Origin of the sequence: Candidatus Liberibacter solanacearum CLso-ZC1, assembly GCF_000183665.1 — a bacterium.
Lineage (GTDB): Bacteria > Pseudomonadota > Alphaproteobacteria > Rhizobiales > Rhizobiaceae > Liberibacter > Liberibacter solanacearum.
Window position 1 is genome coordinate 444,571 of sequence record NC_014774.1, and the last position, 17,646, is coordinate 462,216.

Genomic DNA, 17,646 nt, shown 5'->3' on the forward strand with positions numbered 1-17,646 from the left:
TAATCTTGCCCGTATCCATTTAAACAGATATGTGTTTTATAAGCGCCCGTAGCTCAGCTGGATAGAGTACCAGACTACGAATCTGGGGGTCAGGAGTTCGAATCTCTTCGGGCGCACCATTACTTACTAGTATAACATTTCGGATAACATATAACTTTTATTTTATATGATTATTGCTATTATATCGCCATTAAAAATCGTTTTTTCTCTCCATAGTTCTCTTTTTTTACAAGTACAAGATAGTGACTGCAACAGTATATCATCTGTTCTTTTGGTGGTTTGTGATTTTTATTTCTTTGCTTGTGTATATTCAATTCAAAAGAGGGATGTTGTCATAATTGAATCATTACAGTCAATCAATATAAGTGTTGATTGAGTTATTGTTTTTGATGCTGTATTTATTTTCCTCTAATTGTTGTTTTCGAATAGCTGTAGAGCTTATGATGTGATGTTTATCATGAATAAACGTCCAAGAAGGCGGAGGTGTTTCGCATAAGGTATGACTTAATGATTCGTCTAGTCGAGCATGTTCAAATGTTTTTGCCATCGGAGATGATATATAGTTGAATGTTACGTCAAATCTATCAATGATTGCGATAGGAACTGTCATGACAATTCTTTTCCAGTGATGCCAGTGATGAAAACTTTTTATATTATCTGCTCCCATAATCCAGATAAAATTCACTAATTTATTATGTTTTTTGACTTGAAGTATTGTGTGAAAAGTCTGTGTATGATTAAGAGAAAGAGGTTTTTCAAAAGCAGTAATACGGATACGTGGATTTTTGACTAGCGACTTGCTTAAAGCAATCCGTTTTATCAACGGAGAAGGGGAGTTATAACTTTTAATAGGATGATATGGGCTTATTATCCACCATAATTGATCTAAATTGAGTTTTTTAATAGCAATATGAGCTATTTCTATGTGTCCGTAATGTGGAGGGTTGAAAGTTCCTCCGAATAGACCAATCTTCATGCCGGCTTCTACTTTTGGCATGCGTGTAATGTCTTTAAGGGATTGATAGTACTGCATTATTGCGACTCTAATTTTTTTAGATCTATTATGTTAAAGAGAGTAAGCTATTCAATTGAATATGTTTGAGATACTCGCCCCCAAGTATTTTTTCAGAATATTTATTTTTGTTTTTTAATAAATGACATATAAATAAATGTATTCAATGATTTTTTATCACGTATTCAGTAGTTAATAACGCAGAATACTTTCGATAGTATTTTTTATATTTTTTTATTTCCTTATAGATACAATTTTATCATGAAGACATTCTAGTATCTGTGGTATTCCACTTCCTGTAATAGATGAAAATGCAAAAGGCATCTGTCCGCATATAGAAGCAAGTTCATTCTTTTTTCTGATCAGAGTATCGCTATCTACCGTGTCTATTTGAGAAAGTCCGACTATCTCTATTTTTTGGCGTAATTCGCTATTATAAGAATGCAACTCATGTAAGATAGATTGATATGCCTCTTGAATATTCTCTTCAAGGGCAGAAATTATATGTAGTAAGATATAGGTGCGTTCGGTATGTTTTAGAAATCGATCTCCAATGCCTGCGCCCTTATGGGCATTTTTTATGATTCCAGGAATATCGGCTAGTACGAATTCTTCGTATCCTACCTTTGCGATTCCTAAGTTGGGATATAAGGTGGTAAATGGATAATCGGCAATTTTAGGTTTTGCCCTGGTTACAGATGCTAAGAAAGTAGATTTTCCTGCATTAGGAAGACCAATAATACCAATATCGGCAATTAACTTTAATTTAAGCCAAATAATTTTCTCTTGTCCCGGTATGCCAAGATTAGCATAACGAGGGGACTGATTAGTAGATGATTTAAAGTGAAGATTTCCAAAACCTCCGTTGCCACCAGGAGCTAATAAAACACATTGTCCTTCTTGGTCGAGATCACAGATGAGGCTTGTTCTATCTTCCTCAAAAACTTGTGTTCCAACGGGGACGGTAAGGACGACATCTGATCCCTTTGCTCCAGTTCGATTGCGTTTCATCCCTTTTGTTCCAGATTGGGCCTTAAAATGTTGTTGATAGCGGTAATCTACCAAGGTATTAAGATTATTAATTGCCTTTATCCATATGTCTCCGCCACGCCCACCTGATCCGCCATCTGGTCCACCGAACTCAATAAATTTTTCACGTCTAAAAGAAATACCTCCGGCACCTCCATCTCCTGATCTAATATAAACTTTTGCTTCGTCTAGAAATTTCATTAAATACCGCTAGGATTAGAATAATTTGTATAGCTGAATGGTTTAAGAAATATTCCTATAGAACACGCTAAGGTGATACAGGTATGTTTCCTATTTGTTTTAGAACATTATTTTATTTTAAATATCTCTTCAGAAATAGATATGGGCATCCAATAAAGGAATACGTATTTCTTTCAGCAGTGAAGGTGTTTGTAAATTAAGATAGAATCCTCATTGTTTAGCATCTTTTGTGTTTTGAATAACAGATACGCGTGGTCTTCCTTTAGCGATAGTTTTAAAATGCACATTGCCATCGACAAGTGCAAAAATAGTATGATCTTTCCCTATGCCTACATTTAATCCAGGATGATAACGTGTTCCACGTTGACGTACGATTATATTTCCTGCGGTGACGAATTCTCCACCAAATTTTTTTAAACCGAGCCTTCGTCCTGCAGAATCTCTTCCATTTTGCGTTGATCCACCAGATTTTTTATGTGCCATTATATTTTCCTATAGAATCTTAATTTTTTCAAAACACTTATCTTAAGCAACAATATTAGTAATACGTACCATTGTCATTTCTTGACGATGTCCTTGAGTTCGTTTGGAATTTTGCCGACGGCGTTTTTTGAAAATAATTACTTTTTTCGTACGGAGCTGTTTTATAACTTCAGCTTCAACATAAGCGCCTTCTACGCAAGGAGTCCCTATCGAAAGAGATTGATCATTTCCGATCGCAAGAACATTATCAAATCGTATATTATCACCGTCTTGAGCGACGATTTTTTCTACCGTGATGGTATCGGTAGCAGCCACACGACGCTGTTTCCCTCCATGTTTTATAATTGCAAACATAACGCATTTCCTTTCTTCTTCAATCATATTGAATATCGCGCGATTTTTTCGTTAGCACAATCAACAAATACTAGTGAAGACTAAATTATCCGTTGAAGTTAAGCAACAATCATGACATTCTATTTTATAATTTACTAATCTATCCTAACATAGTAGCTAATCAAACCTGAATTCTATGTCAAGGAAAGTATGAGATTTAAGGCAAGTTCGCATATTTATATTAAGTTATTAGTTTATTTAATGGAGAGATGACAGAGTGGTTGAATGTACCGCACTCGAAATGCGGAGTACCTAAGGGTATCGGGGGTTCGAATCCCCCTCTCTCCTCCATCAATTAACGCTTATCCCAATTTTATAGGAACGACTATTCTTAAAATATGATTATCTGCTTTTTTGCAAAAAAGGTTGATCAAATGGCTTTTGCGCTTGCGATATGTAATGGGTTATATAATTGGGATATGCGTCTTTTTGTGCTATTAATATCAATTTCCATGGGGATATTTTTAATGAATCGGGTAAAAACACATGGCTTGCTCCACTTTGAGCTATTCAATATGTCGTTTTCTGATGAAAGATAGCGGTTCTATTCTATGATACATTGTAGCAACTATGGCTGGATAATTATGCTATGTCCCATTATGAACCATAGTAAATTTATTTTATAAGAGAAAATGTGTTCGATACATTTTTAATCATTTGAGAGATCACTGTGTTTCCTAAAAAGTAATGTTCATTACTACTTTCGTTAAGCATATGATCAGTTTTATATCTTACTTCTCAGTGCTTGCGTGTACATGTTTAATTTTAGTGTAGTCTCTACATCATTATAGCCTTTTTAAAAGAATTTAAGTATTGATTTATACGGTTATCTTCCTAGAGAATCAAAAAAATCTTTCATTCGTACAAAAAAACCTGTAGATTGGGGATTATTATCTTTTGAAGATATTTGTTCGAATTCTTTTAATAGCTCACGCTGACGTTTGTTTAGTTTTTGTGGCGTTTCTACCTGAAGCTGAACGTAAAGATCTCCTTTGCGAGTAGAATTGACTACTGGCATACCCTTTCCCTTAAGGCGAAACTGTTTCCCAGTCTGAGTTCCCTCAGGAATATTAACACGCGAATGTGTGGCATCTAACGTTGCTACGTCAAAAGTTCCTCCAATTGCGGTAGTGACTATAGAAATGGGGACTGTACAGTACAAATCAGCTCCATCTCTTTGAAAAAATTGATGTTTCTTTACAGAGATAAAAATATACAAGTCTCCAGGAGGACCACCATGAATACCAGCTTCACCTTCGCCAGATAACCTAATACGTGTTCCATCATCAACACCAGGTGGAATGTTGACAGACAAGAGCTTTTCTTCTGCTATACGACCTTGACCATGACACTTAGAACAAGGATTAGAGATGATTTTTCCAGATCCTTGGCAGGTGACACATGCACGCTCAATAGAGAAAAAATTTTGAGCTGTAGTATAAACGCGTCCAGATCCGTTGCAAATATTACAAGTTTTTGGATTAGTTCCTGGTTTTGCTCCTGATCCAGAGCAAGAATTACATTTTACAGCAGTAGGGATATTAATTTGTATAGCTTTTCCAGAAAAAGCTTCTTCAAGAGAAATATCTAAATTATAACGAAGGTCTGCGCCGGCCTCTCCTGTTGCTGTGCTTCGTTTATGGCTACGCCCAGATCCCATCATACCGCCAAAAATATCTTCGAAAATTTCGGAAAAAACACTGCTTCCATGCATGTTATTTCCAAATCCTCCAGCGCTGTATGATTGCCCTCCATGTTCAAGAGCATCATGACCACCTTGATCATAAAGAGCACGTTTTTGAGGATCCCGTAGCACTTCATAGGCTTCGCTTATTTGTCCGAATCTCTCTTTTGCTTTAGGATCATTTTGATTCCGATCAGGATGATATTTCATTGCCAGAGATCGAAATGCAGATTTAAGCTCTTTATCATTAGCATTGCGCTCTACACCCAGTACTTGATAAAAATCAGGCTTTGTCATGCTAAATTTATCCTCCGATGATGGAAATCCGGTCATTTTAAAATGACCGGATTTCTTCTTATAATGTTACATATAATATTAAGAAATTAGGTTTTTTTCTTGTCATTTTTATCATCTTTAATTTCTTCATAATCAGCATCTACGACATCATCCTCAGCTTTTTTTTCTGTAGTAGTTGTAGTAGCATCTTCTGCTGCTGTTGCATCTTTTTTCGCTTGTGCTTCATAAATAGCTTTTCCAAGATTCATAGATACTTCCATCAGTTTTTGAGTTGCTTCTTTTATTTTCCCTTCTTCGGAATCCTTGTCATCGAGGATAGATTGTAGTGCATCAATCGATTCTCGGATAGACTTTTGATCTTCTTCAGAAATTTTATCGCCATGTTCTTTTAACGATTGTTCTGTTGAGTGTATCAAGTTTTCTGCTTGATTTTTTGATTCAACAGTTTCACGGCGTTTTTTGTCCATTTCAGCATGCATCTCTGCATCCTTGACCATATTCTCAATTTCTTCAGAAGAGAGACCGCCAGAGGCTTGAATGCTGATCTGTTGCTCTTTCCCTGTTCCTTTGTCTTTCGCAGATACTTGTACTATGCCGTTTGCGTCTATATCAAACGTCACGGCTATTTGCGGCATTCCTCTAGGTGCAGGGGGTATTCCTACAAGATCAAACTGACCTAATAACTTATTGTCAGTAAACATTTTTCTTTCACCTTGTCCGATTCGGATGGTAACTGCCGATTGATTATCAGTGGCAGTTGAAAATACTTGGGATTTCTTCGTTGGGATTGTACTATTACGTTCAATAAGAGTGGTGAAAACTCCTCCCAGGGTTTCAATACCAAGAGAAAGAGGCGTCACATCTAATAAAAGAACGTCTTTAACATCTCCTTGAAGGACTCCGGCTTGTATAGCGGCTCCCATCGCCACAACTTCGTCCGGATTAACTCCTTTGCTAGGAGTTTTATGGAAGAAATCCTCTACCGACTTTTGGATTTTTGGCATGCGAGTCATACCACCAACCAATACAACCTCATCAATATCGTTGGGGGATAATCCTGCGTCTTGTAAGCATTTCTTACATGGCTCAACAGTTTTTTGTATAAGATGATCAACTAAGCGTTCAAATTGAGCACGGGTTAGCTTCATGTTGAGATGCTGAGCACCTGCACTATTGGCAGAAATAAAAGGAAGATTAATTTCTGTTTGTTGTGCTGATGATAATTCAATCTTTGCTTTTTCCGCTGCTTCTTTTAAGCGTTGTAGAGCAAGGGTATCTTTTCTCAGGTCTATGCCATTTTCCTTTTGAAAATTGTCACAGATATGTTCGACAAGACATGAATCAAAGTCTTCTCCACCGAGAAATGTATCACCGTTAGTTGCTTTTACTTCAAAAACACCATCGCCCATTTCTAGAAGCGAAACGTCAAAAGTTCCACCACCAAAATCAAAAACGATAATGATTTTTCCGTCTTTTTTATCTAATCCATATGCAAGTGCGGCAGCAGTTGGTTCATTGATGATACGCAATACATCAAGCCCAGCTATACGACCAGCATCTTTGGTTGCTTGTCGTTGAGCATCATTAAAGTATGCCGGCACGGTAATAACGGCTTGGTCAACTTTTTCTCCAAGGAAATTCTCAGCCGTTTCTTTCATTTTTTGCAATATAATTGCTGATATTTGAGATGGAGAATACTGTTTTCCATGGGCTTCAATCCACGCATCTCCATTTTTTCCTTCAATAATTTTAAAAGGAATTAAATTAGCGTCTTTTGATACAGTGCTATCAGCAAAACGTTGCCCTATAAGGCGTTTTACCGCATATATTGTATTGCAAGGATTGGTTACAGCTTGACGTTTTGCAGGCTGCCCTATAAGCCTTTCTCCTTCGTCAGTAAATGCTACCATAGAAGGCGTGGTGCGAGTTCCCTCGGCATTTTCGATTACTCTAACATTTTTCCCATCCATAATAGCAACACATGAATTGGTTGTGCCGAGGTCAATACCTATGACTTTTGACATGGTCTTTTCTCCTTTAAGCAGGCTGCTTGGACCTCTTCAAGAGCATTCCATTGACAGCCCCTAATAAAAATACAGTGGATGAACGCAAATATGACTACTTGAATACATATAAGGAGGGAGTTTCATAACTACAAGAAGCAGTTTGAATAAGAATTCAGTAAAAGATGACATATTAGAAAAATTTTAATGCTTACCAAGGACATACAATGTTATTTTAAACTAAATATTTTTTCATTTTTCATTAGATAAGCGTTATTGAAATGAAAGATTGATACCATTAAAAATAGATGGTATCTTCTTTTTTTATATTTAGCAATAATTCTCATTTCAATTTTATGATATAGTTTTGGAAAGGTAAAATTTCATATTATGACAACTATACGTGTGCATAATGGGGATATTCCCACTGAATGTATTGCAAGATATACTGGCCCTATTGCCGTTGATACGGAAACGCTTGGTCTGATTCCACGTCGAGATCGTCTGTGTGTTGTGCAGTTATCTCCAGGAGATGGGACCGCTGATATTATTCGGATTGCTGCTGAACAAAAAAATGCGCCTAATCTTGTAACAATGCTTGCAAATGAAACGCAAGAAAAAATTTTTCATTATGCTCGCTTTGATATAGCAGTATTATTTTATACTTTTGGAGTAAGGGTAAAACCAATTTTTTGTACAAAGATTGCTTCACGGTTGACTAGAACTTATATAGATCGTCATGGGTTGAAGGATAATTTGAGAGAATTGTTAGGGGTGGATATATCGAAAAAACAACAATTATCTGACTGGAGTGAGGATGATTTATCTCATGAACAGCTCCAATACGCTGCTTCGGATGTAGTGCATTTGCATGCACTGCGTGAGAAATTCATAGCAAAACTTCAAAGTCTAGGGCGTTCAGACGTTGCTTCAGCTTGTTTTAATTTTTTAATGAGTAGGGCCGAATTAGATCTATTAGGCTGGGATAATATTGATATTTTTTCACACGGCTCAGATTAGTTTAAACAAGTATACATATGCAATATTTTCAGGGAAAATAGCATACATTAGATGCCATCTTTAAGGATTATTGCACTTATATTTATTGGGCATAAGATGCGAAAGCCAAGAAAGCACAAATTTTGGAGCGGGCGAAGGGATTCGAACCCTCGACCACAACCTTGGCAAGGTTGTGCTCTACCCCTGAGCTACACCCGCTCAACTTGACTTCCTTTAAAACAAAGAAAACATGGTATGGTATCGCCTAAAAAACATTTGGAAGCAATAGTAAAAGTAATAATTTCCAATATTTTCAAATAATCAATTTTTTTTCTAAGGGAGGTTGCCCTATAAATCGTTTATTTCTTTTAAATCCAATGCTATGCGTAATTTTTTCAATGAATTTGTTTGTGTAATGAGATCATCTATAAGATTGAGTACTATTTTATTCCCTTCAGGATTATTTGCACTGATCATTTGATCGTAGGATTCGATATGTTCAGCACGTTCTGCTAGGGCATAAAAATCTTTCATAGTATGAGCAAATTTATTTTTTATCTCTGCAGATAAATTCTTGTTCTTGTTTTTTATTAAATCGTGTATTGATGGTCCATGGATTTCTTCTCCATTAATGCGTGTATATTCTCCTGTATAGCTGGAGAGTATCCCAATAACATTATTTAAATAAGATGCATATGTATTGTCTGAAAAACAATCAAGTTCTTGTTTAGGGTCATGTAGTATAAGACCAAGATTCATACGTTCTCCGGCCAATTCATTGTAAGATAGAGATGTCATGCCAGTAATGATGGTATCTAATCCTAGGTTGGTATCTTTCATAATATTTAAGGTTTCTTCTCCATCAGGCTTCCAAACTTTCATTAACTCTTCCAGATCCGATACGAGAATTTTTGAGACAACTTTGAGATATTCTATGCGTCTTTGGCAATTTCCACCTGTGCATTTTTTTATATCAAAATCAGTATAAGGTCTCTCACCTGATCCGTGAACATTTGTTTTTAAGTCCTGTCCCCATAAGAGAAATTCTATAACATGATAACCAGTTGTAATATTGGTATCTATGCCATTTATGAAATGTAATTTCCTGAGCAATTTAGGGGATATAATGGATGTGTCAATTTCTTTTCCGTCGAAGGAAATTTTGGTATTAGCTATGATGTTGGCAGCGTATAGTTCGTTTTCATCATTATGTTTGCCATATGAGATATCAACATAATCTATAACTCCTTCATCAATAGGCCATGCATTGATCTTTTTATCCCATGCATTAACGATAGTACTTCCAAAGCGATATATCTCGGATTGTTGATATGGAATTCGTGCTTTAATCCATTGCAGACGTGCGTTATCGAGATTCTTCTGACTAGGAGAGGAAACAAGGGTTTCGATAGCACGATTTAACGTACGGGCAGATATAACAGCATCTTCATATTTTGCATGTGCGATGGTGGCATAATTGCGCAATACATCTATTGGATCAACGTCTATTACAACACTCAACACATTGGATGGAAAAGTTAATATGAAAGTAATAATAGTAAAAAAATGCATAAATAATTTTTTTTTCATTATTTTCTCCATAAGAGATTCGACTTTTTGCATTTGAATAGAAAAGATACTGTCTTTCAAATGTTATTGTCCTTTTCTCCATGCTGCCTGAGCACCGTAGCGCTGAATAAAGAAAAAATAAAAAGCAAAGTGAGCAGTATGCTTTCTTTCCAATAACTTTGAAATGTATACATGTCTTTGCTTGTCTATGGCTTAAAACCATCTCTTTTGTATTTTTATTTTTCTATCTCTAGGCAAGGATTGTTTTTTATATACTCTTGCTTAATTGCCTAATTTAAAAACTCTATATACGACAAAGAATATGTTGCTGAAATTCAGGTTATTTTGAATCAGGTAAACAAGTGTGTTTTCCACCTTGATGGTAAAAGTAAAATATTTATCTTCCATGGCGAGTATATTTTTGATACAACAACATCTCGTACTGCTTCAATTGTTACATGGTTTTATTTTAATATTTTAGTAAAATATAGTATTTGAAATAGAAGAATATTAGAATCCAAAATGAATAGGTTTAGAAAATGTTATTTCTTGAAATTATTATCAGAAAATGAAGATGTTTTTCCCGCAGCTATGTAGGAAAGAACAGAAAGCATAAAGCTCAAGATGACATTCCAAAAAGCAAGGGATAATCCTAGAATATACAACTTTGTTTGATTGCACCGTAGAATATGTTCTCGTTCCATGTGGGTCAGTAAATCTATTGTATTTTTAACCGATTCTATTTTAGAATCGTTCGTACAAATTGTGTTTTCTCTCCATATATTCCATTCAATTCCAACATGAATAATGCTAATGATTGTGTCATACAGCATAACCAAGGAAATTGTCATTAATAGAAAAAAAGTAGTTCTGTATAGGCGGTTATTTTGGATAGAAAAGTTTGCGGCTATGGCCATTAAAAAGCAATAGTAATAGGGTCTTTGTTCGCGGAGGCAAAAATCGCAAGGAGCATATCCTCCAACGTGTTGAATGGTTAAAAAAGAGATAATTATTCCTGCAATGATTGTTGTTATAATTCTTATAATATATATATTTTCTAATTTAGATAACAACGATTTAATCATTGGAAAGATTCTCCCATTGAGGAAAGACAATTTATTTTTTGAGTATGTGCACTCAAGTAGGTGTGAATATTTCAATATACTATGAAGGATGTTAAGTTATTATTTGATAAAAAGTATCTTTATTTTAGGGTTTTTATCGTTTTATATATTTTAATGGAGCGTTTTGTGTCTTTTTTCTAAAGGGAATAGTTTTTTCCCCTGAAACATTTTTTTAGATGACATAATTATGGTCGGAGCGACTGGAATCGAACCAGCGACCTCTTGACCCCCAGCCAAGCGCGCTACCAGGCTGCGCTACGCCCCGATGGTTACTTGAGAATTGCAGGCGCAAGTAAAATGATTGTTCTATCTTCGAATATTGTATATTATAATAGCGCAAAAAGTATTTGTCCTGTTTTTTGTGAAAAATAATTTGATTCCCACAATACCTAATAAAGATGAAAAATAAATAATTAAGCGTATGCTCAGGGTTTGTTCTTTGTCAGGATAATATTGCTAGAAGAAGACGGTTATTTTTGGGTAAGGCTATGTTTTGTAGATAGATTTTAGTGACGATTGATCAAAAATGTCTTTTTTATGGTGATGGTATTCCATGTTATAACTGACAGTAAAAAACATATCTGTAGATAGAAAATATCTAAGAGGATGAGAAAAGAAATACAATGGAGTCGTTTAAAAAGATTCAAAAAGCTGTTTTTCCTATTGCGGGCTTTGGAATGCGTTTTCTTCCTATTTCTAAAGTAGTTCCTAAGGAAATGCTGGCTATAGTGGATAAGCCTGTTATTCAATATGTTGTAGAGGAAGCTTTGGAAGCTGGATTGCGGCATTTTGTATTTGTTACAGGACGTGGAAAAAATTTGATCGAAGATTATTTCGACATTCAATTTGAGTTGGAACAATCTCTTAAAAAAAGAGAAAAAACAGCTGAATTAACGTTGTTGACAGAAGCTGTTCCAAAAATTGAAAATGCTGTATTTACAAGACAATATGAGAGAAAAGGTCTAGGGCATGCAGTATGGTGTGCTCGGCATATTATTGGAGATGATCCTTTTGCTCTGTTGCTTCCCGATATGATTATATCTCCTTTTGAAGGGGAAAATTGTATGAAAAATATGGTACAATTATATGAAAAAAAAGGCGCAAATATTATAGCTGTTTCAGAATGTGATCCTAAAATGTCCTATAAATATGGGATGGTTAAAGTAGGAGAATCAGTAGATGATCAAGCTTTTCTTATATCCGACATGGTTGAAAAGCCAAATCCAGATACATTTTTTTCTAAATTTTATATTAATGGTCGCTATATTTTACATCCTGATATTTTTGGAATTTTAGAAAATTGGAAGCAACAGAAAGATAAAGGTGAAATAAATCTCACAGATTCTATGCGACAGTTGTCTGAAAGGCAGATTTTTTTTGCATATCATTTTAAAGGGCGTACATATGATTGTGGCTCGAAAGAAGGATTTGTTCTCGCAAATATTGTTTTTGCTCTTGCTAGACAAGATATTTGCTCTGATATAGAGACTGATCTAAAGGCGCTTGTATCCGCATTGAAATAGTGGAATTTATAATATGCACATTGATTGTGGTGATTATAGGTAGTTGATAAAAATATGAGAGTATTAATGTCTGAGAGGTTTAAATACCATTAAAAATCAATTTTTAGATGCGAAGCATTGACTGTGGATGACTTTTATTTTTATCTCTGGGCAACGATAGGGCAATCTTGGGATTGCTTCTTTATTGCCTGGTTGTTGGAATAGGGATATACTGGAATCAGGGTATAGACTATAATAAATGGACTTTTTAAAAACGATGTATGATGTTCCTACTAAACAACCTGCAAATGTGTACTGTGAAAATGTTATATGGGTCAAGCATTATACAGATAAATTATTTGGCTTTTGCATAACCCGCCCAAAGGGTTTCCGTTTTCGATCTGGTGAATTCGTGATGCTTGGTCTTACGATAAATGGAAAACGGATATTTCGTGCCTATTCTATTGCAAGTCCTTGTTGGGATGATAAATTAGAATTTTTTTCTATAAAAGTAGAGAATGGTCCGTTAACAACGCATCTTCAGAATGTTCAATGTGGCGATGTTATCTTGTTGAACAAGAAATCTACAGGGACTTTGGTATTAGATGCTTTAATTCCTGGGAAAAGGCTATATTTATTTTCCACTGGCACAGGTATTGCTCCTTTTGCAAGTGTGATTCGTGATCCTGAAACATATGAAAAATTTAATGAAGTTATAGTTACGCATACTTGTCGCAAGGTTTCTGAATTGCAATATGGGATTGATGTGATACGTGAAATATCTGAAAATGATATTTTCAAAGAATTTGTTGGTCAAAAGCTTAAATACTATACGACGGTTACTCAAGAAGATTATTTGTATAAAGGCCGTATTACTGATCAAATATTATCAGGGGAATTTTATCGCAATATGGATCTTTCCCCGCTGAATCCCGAAACTGATAGGGTAATGATTTGTGGCTCTCCTAGTATGATAGTTGATATGAAGAATTTGTTGATAACACAAAAATTCAGAGAAGGATCTAATAGTAGGGCTGGAACTTTTGTTATAGAACGCGCGTTTTCTCTTAAATAGATTGTAGTGAAATTCAGAATTATCCAAGATTTTTTCTAGATATCACTTTTCTGTTCCAAGGATATTTTAGCACTAAATAAGAAAATATTCCTGATATTATAGAAGCTAATAGAATTCCGACTTTTGCTTTTTCTTGCATGTCATTGGCATTTGGAAAGGCTTGTACAGTTAAAAATAAGCTCATTGTAAAGCCTATTCCACATAGAATAGATCCTCCGTATAGTAGATTCCAGCTGGAGTTTTTGGGGATATCTCCCCATCCTATTTTTACGGTAGCAAAAGAAAATAAAAAAATGCCCATTTGTTTCCCGATGAAAAGTCCTAGTGTTATTCCCCATATAATAGGATTAGAGATATCTGTGTACGATATCGTAGATATGGTAAAACCAGTATTAACGAATACAAATGCGGGTAATATAAGAAGATTGACCCAATATTTTAGTCCATCTCCTAGTAAATAAAATGATAATTTATTGGCTCGTCCACAACAGCTCTTTATGTCAGGAAGAAGCATGGCAAAAATAATTCCAAAGACTGTTGTATGTATTCCGGATTGGAATATGAAATACCATAGCCAAAATCCTAAAAATCCATATATAAAGCAGTGAGTGATACCAGAGAGATTTAATAAAAAAATCCAAGAGATTAGTGCAATTGCAATGCTCAAAGCAGATAAATTTATATTTTGAGTATAAAAAATTGCCATGATGGCAACAGCGGAGAAGTCATCAATAATTGTGAGAGCTGTAAAAAATATTTTGAGAGAAGGGGGAAAATTTGATCCTATCAATGATAATATTCCTAGTGTGAATGCAATATCTGTTGCTGTAGGAATAGCCCATCCTCTCATTGCAGTTTCTGTATGGCGGTTAATGAGCAGGTATATGCAAGCGGGGCATATTATCCCTCCGATGGCTCCTAATAAGGGGAGAGAACGTTTTGTCCAGCTTGATAATTCTCCGTGGATGAGTGCATGTTTGAGATCTAATCCAATCATGAAGAAGTAAAATACCATCAGGATATCATTAATCCAATCCTTAAGAGTGAGATGAAAGATCTTAAACTCTAAAGAATCAAAGTAATATGAAGAAGAAAACGATATATTAGCAACTATGATTGTCATGATAGTCGTACTGATCAATAAGATGCCAGTAAAATTATCTTGACGTATAAGGGATTGAATATTTGTTAGTAATCGATTTGCTGGAACATAAAAATGATACATAAGAAAATGCCCCCCTATAATAAATAGTATTGGAAAATTATTTCATTGGTTTTAGATAACAGGTAAATTGCATATTTTGTAATCTTGTTATAAAAGAGATTATAGTAATTTTTATGTGCATGTAAATTGAGTGTAGAGAAATGCTATATGTTGTTTCCTTCTTTTTAAATTGCGCAATTATAATGATTGAGATATGGTTTATCTGTTCCCTATAACTTTGATGCTTTAAAATAAATATTAGAAAACTATGCAATCCAAAAGGGTTATGTGGTTTTTTTTGGAAAGGGATTTGGGGCGTATCAGATCGGTTTTTAGATTTAAAGATGGTATTTTGAATTTTGTAATGAAGGAGTAATTTTATATGGCTGTACCTAAGAGAAAAACTAGTCCATCAAAACGAGGTATGCGTCGCTCTGCAGATGCTCTACCTCCTTCTTCTTATGTAGAGGATAAAAAATCAGGAGAGTTACGGCGTCCCCATCATGTTGACATGAAAACAGGTATGTATCGTGGGCGTCAGGTTTTTGTTGTAAAGAATAAAGAATAACTGGGATCATTGTCTTTATAGATGAACCTAATCATTTTTAGTTTGGTTAGATGAACAATATAAAATACAGAATACAGGTTTGAAGGGGGCGGATTAATCTGGTTTAGTGTTTTTATATAGAGTTGTTCATTCTAATTAAAATATCTTGGATCTACAGGGATTTTTGAGCATTTTTAGATTATTGCAAACATGTTTAAATAGAAAAAATTATTAGAAATATTATGTTTTTTGATTAAAATATTTCTATAAGCCTTTGAAGAGAAAAGATCATTATTGTCGCTTCTACAGAGATGATATTCCTTGTAGCGCTCGTTTGCATATCCACCCATAATGGTTTGTATCAGCTTCCAATATGGCAGGATGATAGTTGTCTTTACTTTGGTACGTACTATACTGGTATTACATTTTGCACAGACTTTCTTCAATGGAAGATTTATAATTCGTATTTAGATTGACTATGATAGTAATTCAGTCTGTTTTAAATATTTGACGATGTAACGAGATAGCTATGAGCAAGGTTTCTAGTACCAAATCCTATGGAATTGGGGGATAAGGAAATGCATTTTGAAGGGTTGAGGATTAATTTTTTTATTACCCTTCTTAAACCACGCGTTATGTCTTTGGCAGTGTATACTGCTCTTGTTGGAATTGTTTTAGCGTCCGGACATATTAGTTTTTTAAAGGGTATTATTAGTATTTTTGCTATAGCCATGGGAGCAGGAGCTTCTGGTGCTTTAAATATGTACTATGATTCCGATATTGATAAAGTGATGATGCGTACAGCATCTCGGCCTATTCCAATAGGTAAAATTGCGCCATGGGAAGCGTTAGTATTTGGAATTTTTCTTGCAATTCTTTCAATAACGATAATGGGTCTAGCTATCAATTGGATGTCAGCGACATTGCTCTTTTTATCTATTTTTTTCTATATTATTATATACACGGTTTGGTTAAAACGTCGTACTCCGCAAAATATTGTAATTGGAGGAATAGCCGGCGCTATTCCTCCAATGATTGGTTGGTCTTCTGTTACTGGTGATATATCTATAGAAGGCTTGGTTATGTTTTTAATCATTTTTTTGTGGACGCCGCCGCATTTTTGGTCTTTAGCGTTGTTATATAAAAATGATTATGAAATGGCTGGCGTCCCCATGTTGCCAAATGTTTCCACGGATAGGACAACTAAAATACATATTCTTGTATATACAGTTTTGACTTCTATTGTTGGATTTCTTCCAACAATACTGGGTTTTGCGAGTATTTTATATGGAATTATAGTATTCTTTTTGGGATGTAATTTTGTCTTATGGGCATTACGTGCAACATTTTTGTGCACAGAAGAACAAAGTATTATTGTTATAAAAAAACTTTTTTTAACATCTATAAGCTACCTTTTTATATTATTTTCAATTTTGATGGTTGATCACCTTATAGGTATAAAAACAATAGAATACTATTTTTTATAGAATATTATCAAATTTTATGATCTAATCCAATACTCTGCGAGATTCTACCTAATAGGAAAACTTGTTGTACGGGGTAGATAACAAACAGTATAGTAAAATTCGATTATTTATTTACAATAGGAAAGAAGTGTACTGAAAATATAATTTATGCGATTGGACAAGTGGTTTTTCTGGATACGTTTTATATATTTTAGATTTTATTTCTATTCACATGGAGTAGAATGGCATGTTCAATAATAGTTTTTTACTTATGAAAAATTAGAAATTGTTTTTTGGGCAGACCTTACCTGTTGCTCTCTCTAGAAAATATTAAAGGATAGATTATACTTTTTTTTGTTGACGCCAAGCAATTAAATCTTTGATTGAAATAATTTTTAATCCATGTTTTATTGAAAATTCAATGACTTGCTTTCCTTTTTTGATTGTTCCATCATCATTGACTAGTTCACAAATAACCGCTACTTGGGGCAGTCCTGCAATTTTACATAAGTCGACAGATGCCTCTGTATGACCAGGACGGATTAGCACTCCTCCATCACGAGAGATGAGGGGAAAGATGTGTCCTGGACGGACAAAATCATTTGCAGTGCTTTGTGGATTAGTAAGATTTTTGACAGTATGTGTCCTATCAGCAGAAGATATACCTGTAGTAATACCATGTTTAGAGTCAACGGATACAGTAAAAGCAGTTTTATGGACTGATTCGTTTTCTAATACCATAGGATTAAGTCCGAGTTTACGTGCATTTTGGGAAGGCATGGGTGTGCAAACGATTCCACAGGTATGGCGAATAATAAACGCCATTTTATCGGACGTGCAATGTATAGCTGGAAGTACTAAATCAGCTTCATTTTCACGATCATCTTCATCTGTCACGATAACCATGTTACCTTTTTGAAAATTCTGGATTACATTTGAAATATGTTGTTCATTCAATGGCATTTTTTGTTCCATATTTTTCCTATTCCCCCCTAGAGACAAGTAAGTCTTCGTTAATATAGCTATTATGATTTTTTGTATTAGTACGCTATATATTT

Annotated in this window: 14 protein-coding genes, 4 tRNA genes and 1 pseudogene; 7 read left to right on the forward strand and 12 right to left on the reverse strand. The window is 34.8% G+C overall.

What is annotated here, in order from left to right; translation table 11 throughout:
* Positions 1–42 precede the first annotated feature (42 nt).
* Positions 43–119, forward strand: a tRNA-Arg gene (locus CKC_RS02015).
* Positions 120–352: 233 nt separating this feature from the next.
* Here CKC_RS02015 and CKC_RS02025 read toward each other — a convergent pair.
* From CKC_RS02025 to rplU, 4 genes are all read right to left on the reverse strand, one after another.
* Entirely contained in the window at positions 353–1,033 is a 681-nt protein-coding gene (locus tag CKC_RS02025; RefSeq protein WP_013461822.1) for a nicotinate-nucleotide adenylyltransferase, read from the reverse strand.
* 213 nt (positions 1,034–1,246) lie between these two features.
* Positions 1,247–2,242: a GTPase ObgE gene (gene obgE / locus CKC_RS02030; protein ID WP_013461823.1), complete on the reverse strand. Its 996-nt coding sequence runs from the start codon at positions 2,240–2,242 to the stop codon at positions 1,247–1,249.
* 210 nt (positions 2,243–2,452) lie between these two features.
* On the reverse strand, positions 2,453–2,725 hold the full coding sequence (gene rpmA / locus CKC_RS02035; RefSeq protein ID WP_013461824.1) for a 50S ribosomal protein L27: 273 nt from the start codon (positions 2,723–2,725) through the stop codon (positions 2,453–2,455).
* 42 nt (positions 2,726–2,767) lie between these two features.
* Positions 2,768–3,079 (reverse strand): 50S ribosomal protein L21, encoded by a 312-nt coding sequence (gene rplU / locus CKC_RS02040; RefSeq protein WP_013461825.1) that lies wholly within the window; start codon positions 3,077–3,079, stop codon positions 2,768–2,770.
* Positions 3,080–3,321: 242 nt separating this feature from the next.
* On the opposite strand from rplU, the gene CKC_RS02045 reads away from it, so the two are divergent.
* Positions 3,322–3,409 (forward strand) — tRNA-Ser (locus tag CKC_RS02045).
* A 535-nt stretch (positions 3,410–3,944) separates the two neighbouring features.
* On the opposite strand, the gene dnaJ is transcribed toward CKC_RS02045, so the two are convergent.
* Positions 3,945–5,099 (reverse strand): molecular chaperone DnaJ, encoded by a 1,155-nt coding sequence (gene dnaJ / locus CKC_RS02055; RefSeq protein ID WP_013461827.1) that lies wholly within the window; start codon positions 5,097–5,099, stop codon positions 3,945–3,947.
* A gap of 86 nt (positions 5,100–5,185) precedes the next feature.
* Complete coding sequence (dnaK, locus tag CKC_RS02060) at positions 5,186–7,123, reverse strand: molecular chaperone DnaK (RefSeq protein WP_013461828.1); 1,938 nt, start codon at positions 7,121–7,123, stop codon at positions 5,186–5,188.
* 366 nt (positions 7,124–7,489) lie between these two features.
* Here dnaK and CKC_RS02065 point away from each other — a divergent pair, with 366 nt between their 5' ends.
* Positions 7,490–8,122: a ribonuclease D gene (locus tag CKC_RS02065; protein WP_407059607.1), complete on the forward strand. Its 633-nt coding sequence runs from the start codon at positions 7,490–7,492 to the stop codon at positions 8,120–8,122.
* Between the two features lie 123 nt (positions 8,123–8,245).
* Here CKC_RS02065 and CKC_RS02070 read toward each other — a convergent pair.
* The 4 genes from CKC_RS02070 to CKC_RS02085 all read right to left on the reverse strand — a co-directional run bounded on the left by CKC_RS02070 (position 8,246) and on the right by CKC_RS02085 (position 11,059).
* Positions 8,246–8,320: transfer RNA gene (locus tag CKC_RS02070), tRNA-Gly, on the reverse strand.
* Between the two features lie 129 nt (positions 8,321–8,449).
* A complete protein-coding gene (locus tag CKC_RS02075) occupies positions 8,450–9,691 on the reverse strand; it encodes an imelysin family protein (RefSeq protein WP_050780909.1) in 1,242 nt (413 codons plus the stop codon).
* Between the two features lie 521 nt (positions 9,692–10,212).
* Complete coding sequence (locus CKC_RS02080; RefSeq protein WP_013461831.1) at positions 10,213–10,755, reverse strand: disulfide bond formation protein B; 543 nt, start codon at positions 10,753–10,755, stop codon at positions 10,213–10,215.
* Positions 10,756–10,982: 227 nt separating this feature from the next.
* Positions 10,983–11,059: transfer RNA gene (locus CKC_RS02085), tRNA-Pro, on the reverse strand.
* Positions 11,060–11,417: 358 nt separating this feature from the next.
* Here CKC_RS02085 and CKC_RS02090 point away from each other — a divergent pair.
* Complete coding sequence (locus CKC_RS02090; protein ID WP_013461832.1) at positions 11,418–12,317, forward strand: UTP--glucose-1-phosphate uridylyltransferase; 900 nt, start codon at positions 11,418–11,420, stop codon at positions 12,315–12,317.
* 238 nt (positions 12,318–12,555) lie between these two features.
* The gene (locus tag CKC_RS02095; RefSeq protein WP_050780878.1) at positions 12,556–13,371 is read left to right on the forward strand and encodes a ferredoxin--NADP reductase; all 816 of its coding nucleotides are present in this window, start codon (positions 12,556–12,558) and stop codon (positions 13,369–13,371) included.
* A gap of 19 nt (positions 13,372–13,390) precedes the next feature.
* Here CKC_RS02095 and nhaA read toward each other — a convergent pair whose 3' ends face one another.
* Positions 13,391–14,596: a Na+/H+ antiporter NhaA gene (gene nhaA, locus CKC_RS02100; RefSeq protein ID WP_013461834.1), complete on the reverse strand. Its 1,206-nt coding sequence runs from the start codon at positions 14,594–14,596 to the stop codon at positions 13,391–13,393.
* Between the two features lie 361 nt (positions 14,597–14,957).
* On the opposite strand from nhaA, the gene rpmF reads away from it, so the two are divergent.
* Together rpmF and CKC_RS02110 are read left to right on the forward strand one after the other, a co-directional pair.
* Entirely contained in the window at positions 14,958–15,143 is a 186-nt protein-coding gene (gene rpmF, locus CKC_RS02105) for a 50S ribosomal protein L32 (protein WP_013461835.1), read from the forward strand.
* A 557-nt stretch (positions 15,144–15,700) separates the two neighbouring features.
* A complete protein-coding gene (locus CKC_RS02110; RefSeq protein WP_044054259.1) occupies positions 15,701–16,609 on the forward strand; it encodes a heme o synthase in 909 nt (302 codons plus the stop codon).
* 327 nt (positions 16,610–16,936) lie between these two features.
* Here CKC_RS02110 and ribB read toward each other — a convergent pair.
* Positions 16,937–17,551, reverse strand: a pseudogene (ribB, locus tag CKC_RS02115) (3,4-dihydroxy-2-butanone-4-phosphate synthase); the annotation flags it as partial.
* Positions 17,552–17,646: the final 95 nt, after the last annotated feature.

Bases quoted from the DNA above. Each gene is read 5' to 3' on its own strand.
- CKC_RS02025 (WP_013461822.1), bottom strand. From the start codon at position 1,033: ATGCAGTACTATCAATCCCTTAAAGACATTACACGCATGCCAAAAGTA.
- obgE (WP_013461823.1), bottom strand. From the start codon at position 2,242: ATGAAATTTCTAGACGAAGCAAAAGTTTATATTAGATCAGGAGATGGA.
- rpmA (WP_013461824.1), bottom strand. From the start codon at position 2,725: ATGGCACATAAAAAATCTGGTGGATCAACGCAAAATGGAAGAGATTCT.
- rplU (WP_013461825.1), bottom strand. From the start codon at position 3,079: ATGTTTGCAATTATAAAACATGGAGGGAAACAGCGTCGTGTGGCTGCT.
- dnaJ (WP_013461827.1), bottom strand. From the start codon at position 5,099: ATGACAAAGCCTGATTTTTATCAAGTACTGGGTGTAGAGCGCAATGCT.
- dnaK (WP_013461828.1), bottom strand. From the start codon at position 7,123: ATGTCAAAAGTCATAGGTATTGACCTCGGCACAACCAATTCATGTGTT.
- CKC_RS02075 (WP_050780909.1), bottom strand. From the start codon at position 9,691: ATGAAAAAAAAATTATTTATGCATTTTTTTACTATTATTACTTTCATA.
- CKC_RS02080 (WP_013461831.1), bottom strand. From the start codon at position 10,755: ATGATTAAATCGTTGTTATCTAAATTAGAAAATATATATATTATAAGA.
- CKC_RS02090 (WP_013461832.1), top strand. From the start codon at position 11,418: ATGGAGTCGTTTAAAAAGATTCAAAAAGCTGTTTTTCCTATTGCGGGC.
- CKC_RS02095 (WP_050780878.1), top strand. From the start codon at position 12,556: ATGGACTTTTTAAAAACGATGTATGATGTTCCTACTAAACAACCTGCA.
- nhaA (WP_013461834.1), bottom strand. From the start codon at position 14,596: ATGTATCATTTTTATGTTCCAGCAAATCGATTACTAACAAATATTCAA.
- rpmF (WP_013461835.1), top strand. From the start codon at position 14,958: ATGGCTGTACCTAAGAGAAAAACTAGTCCATCAAAACGAGGTATGCGT.
- CKC_RS02110 (WP_044054259.1), top strand. From the start codon at position 15,701: ATGCATTTTGAAGGGTTGAGGATTAATTTTTTTATTACCCTTCTTAAA.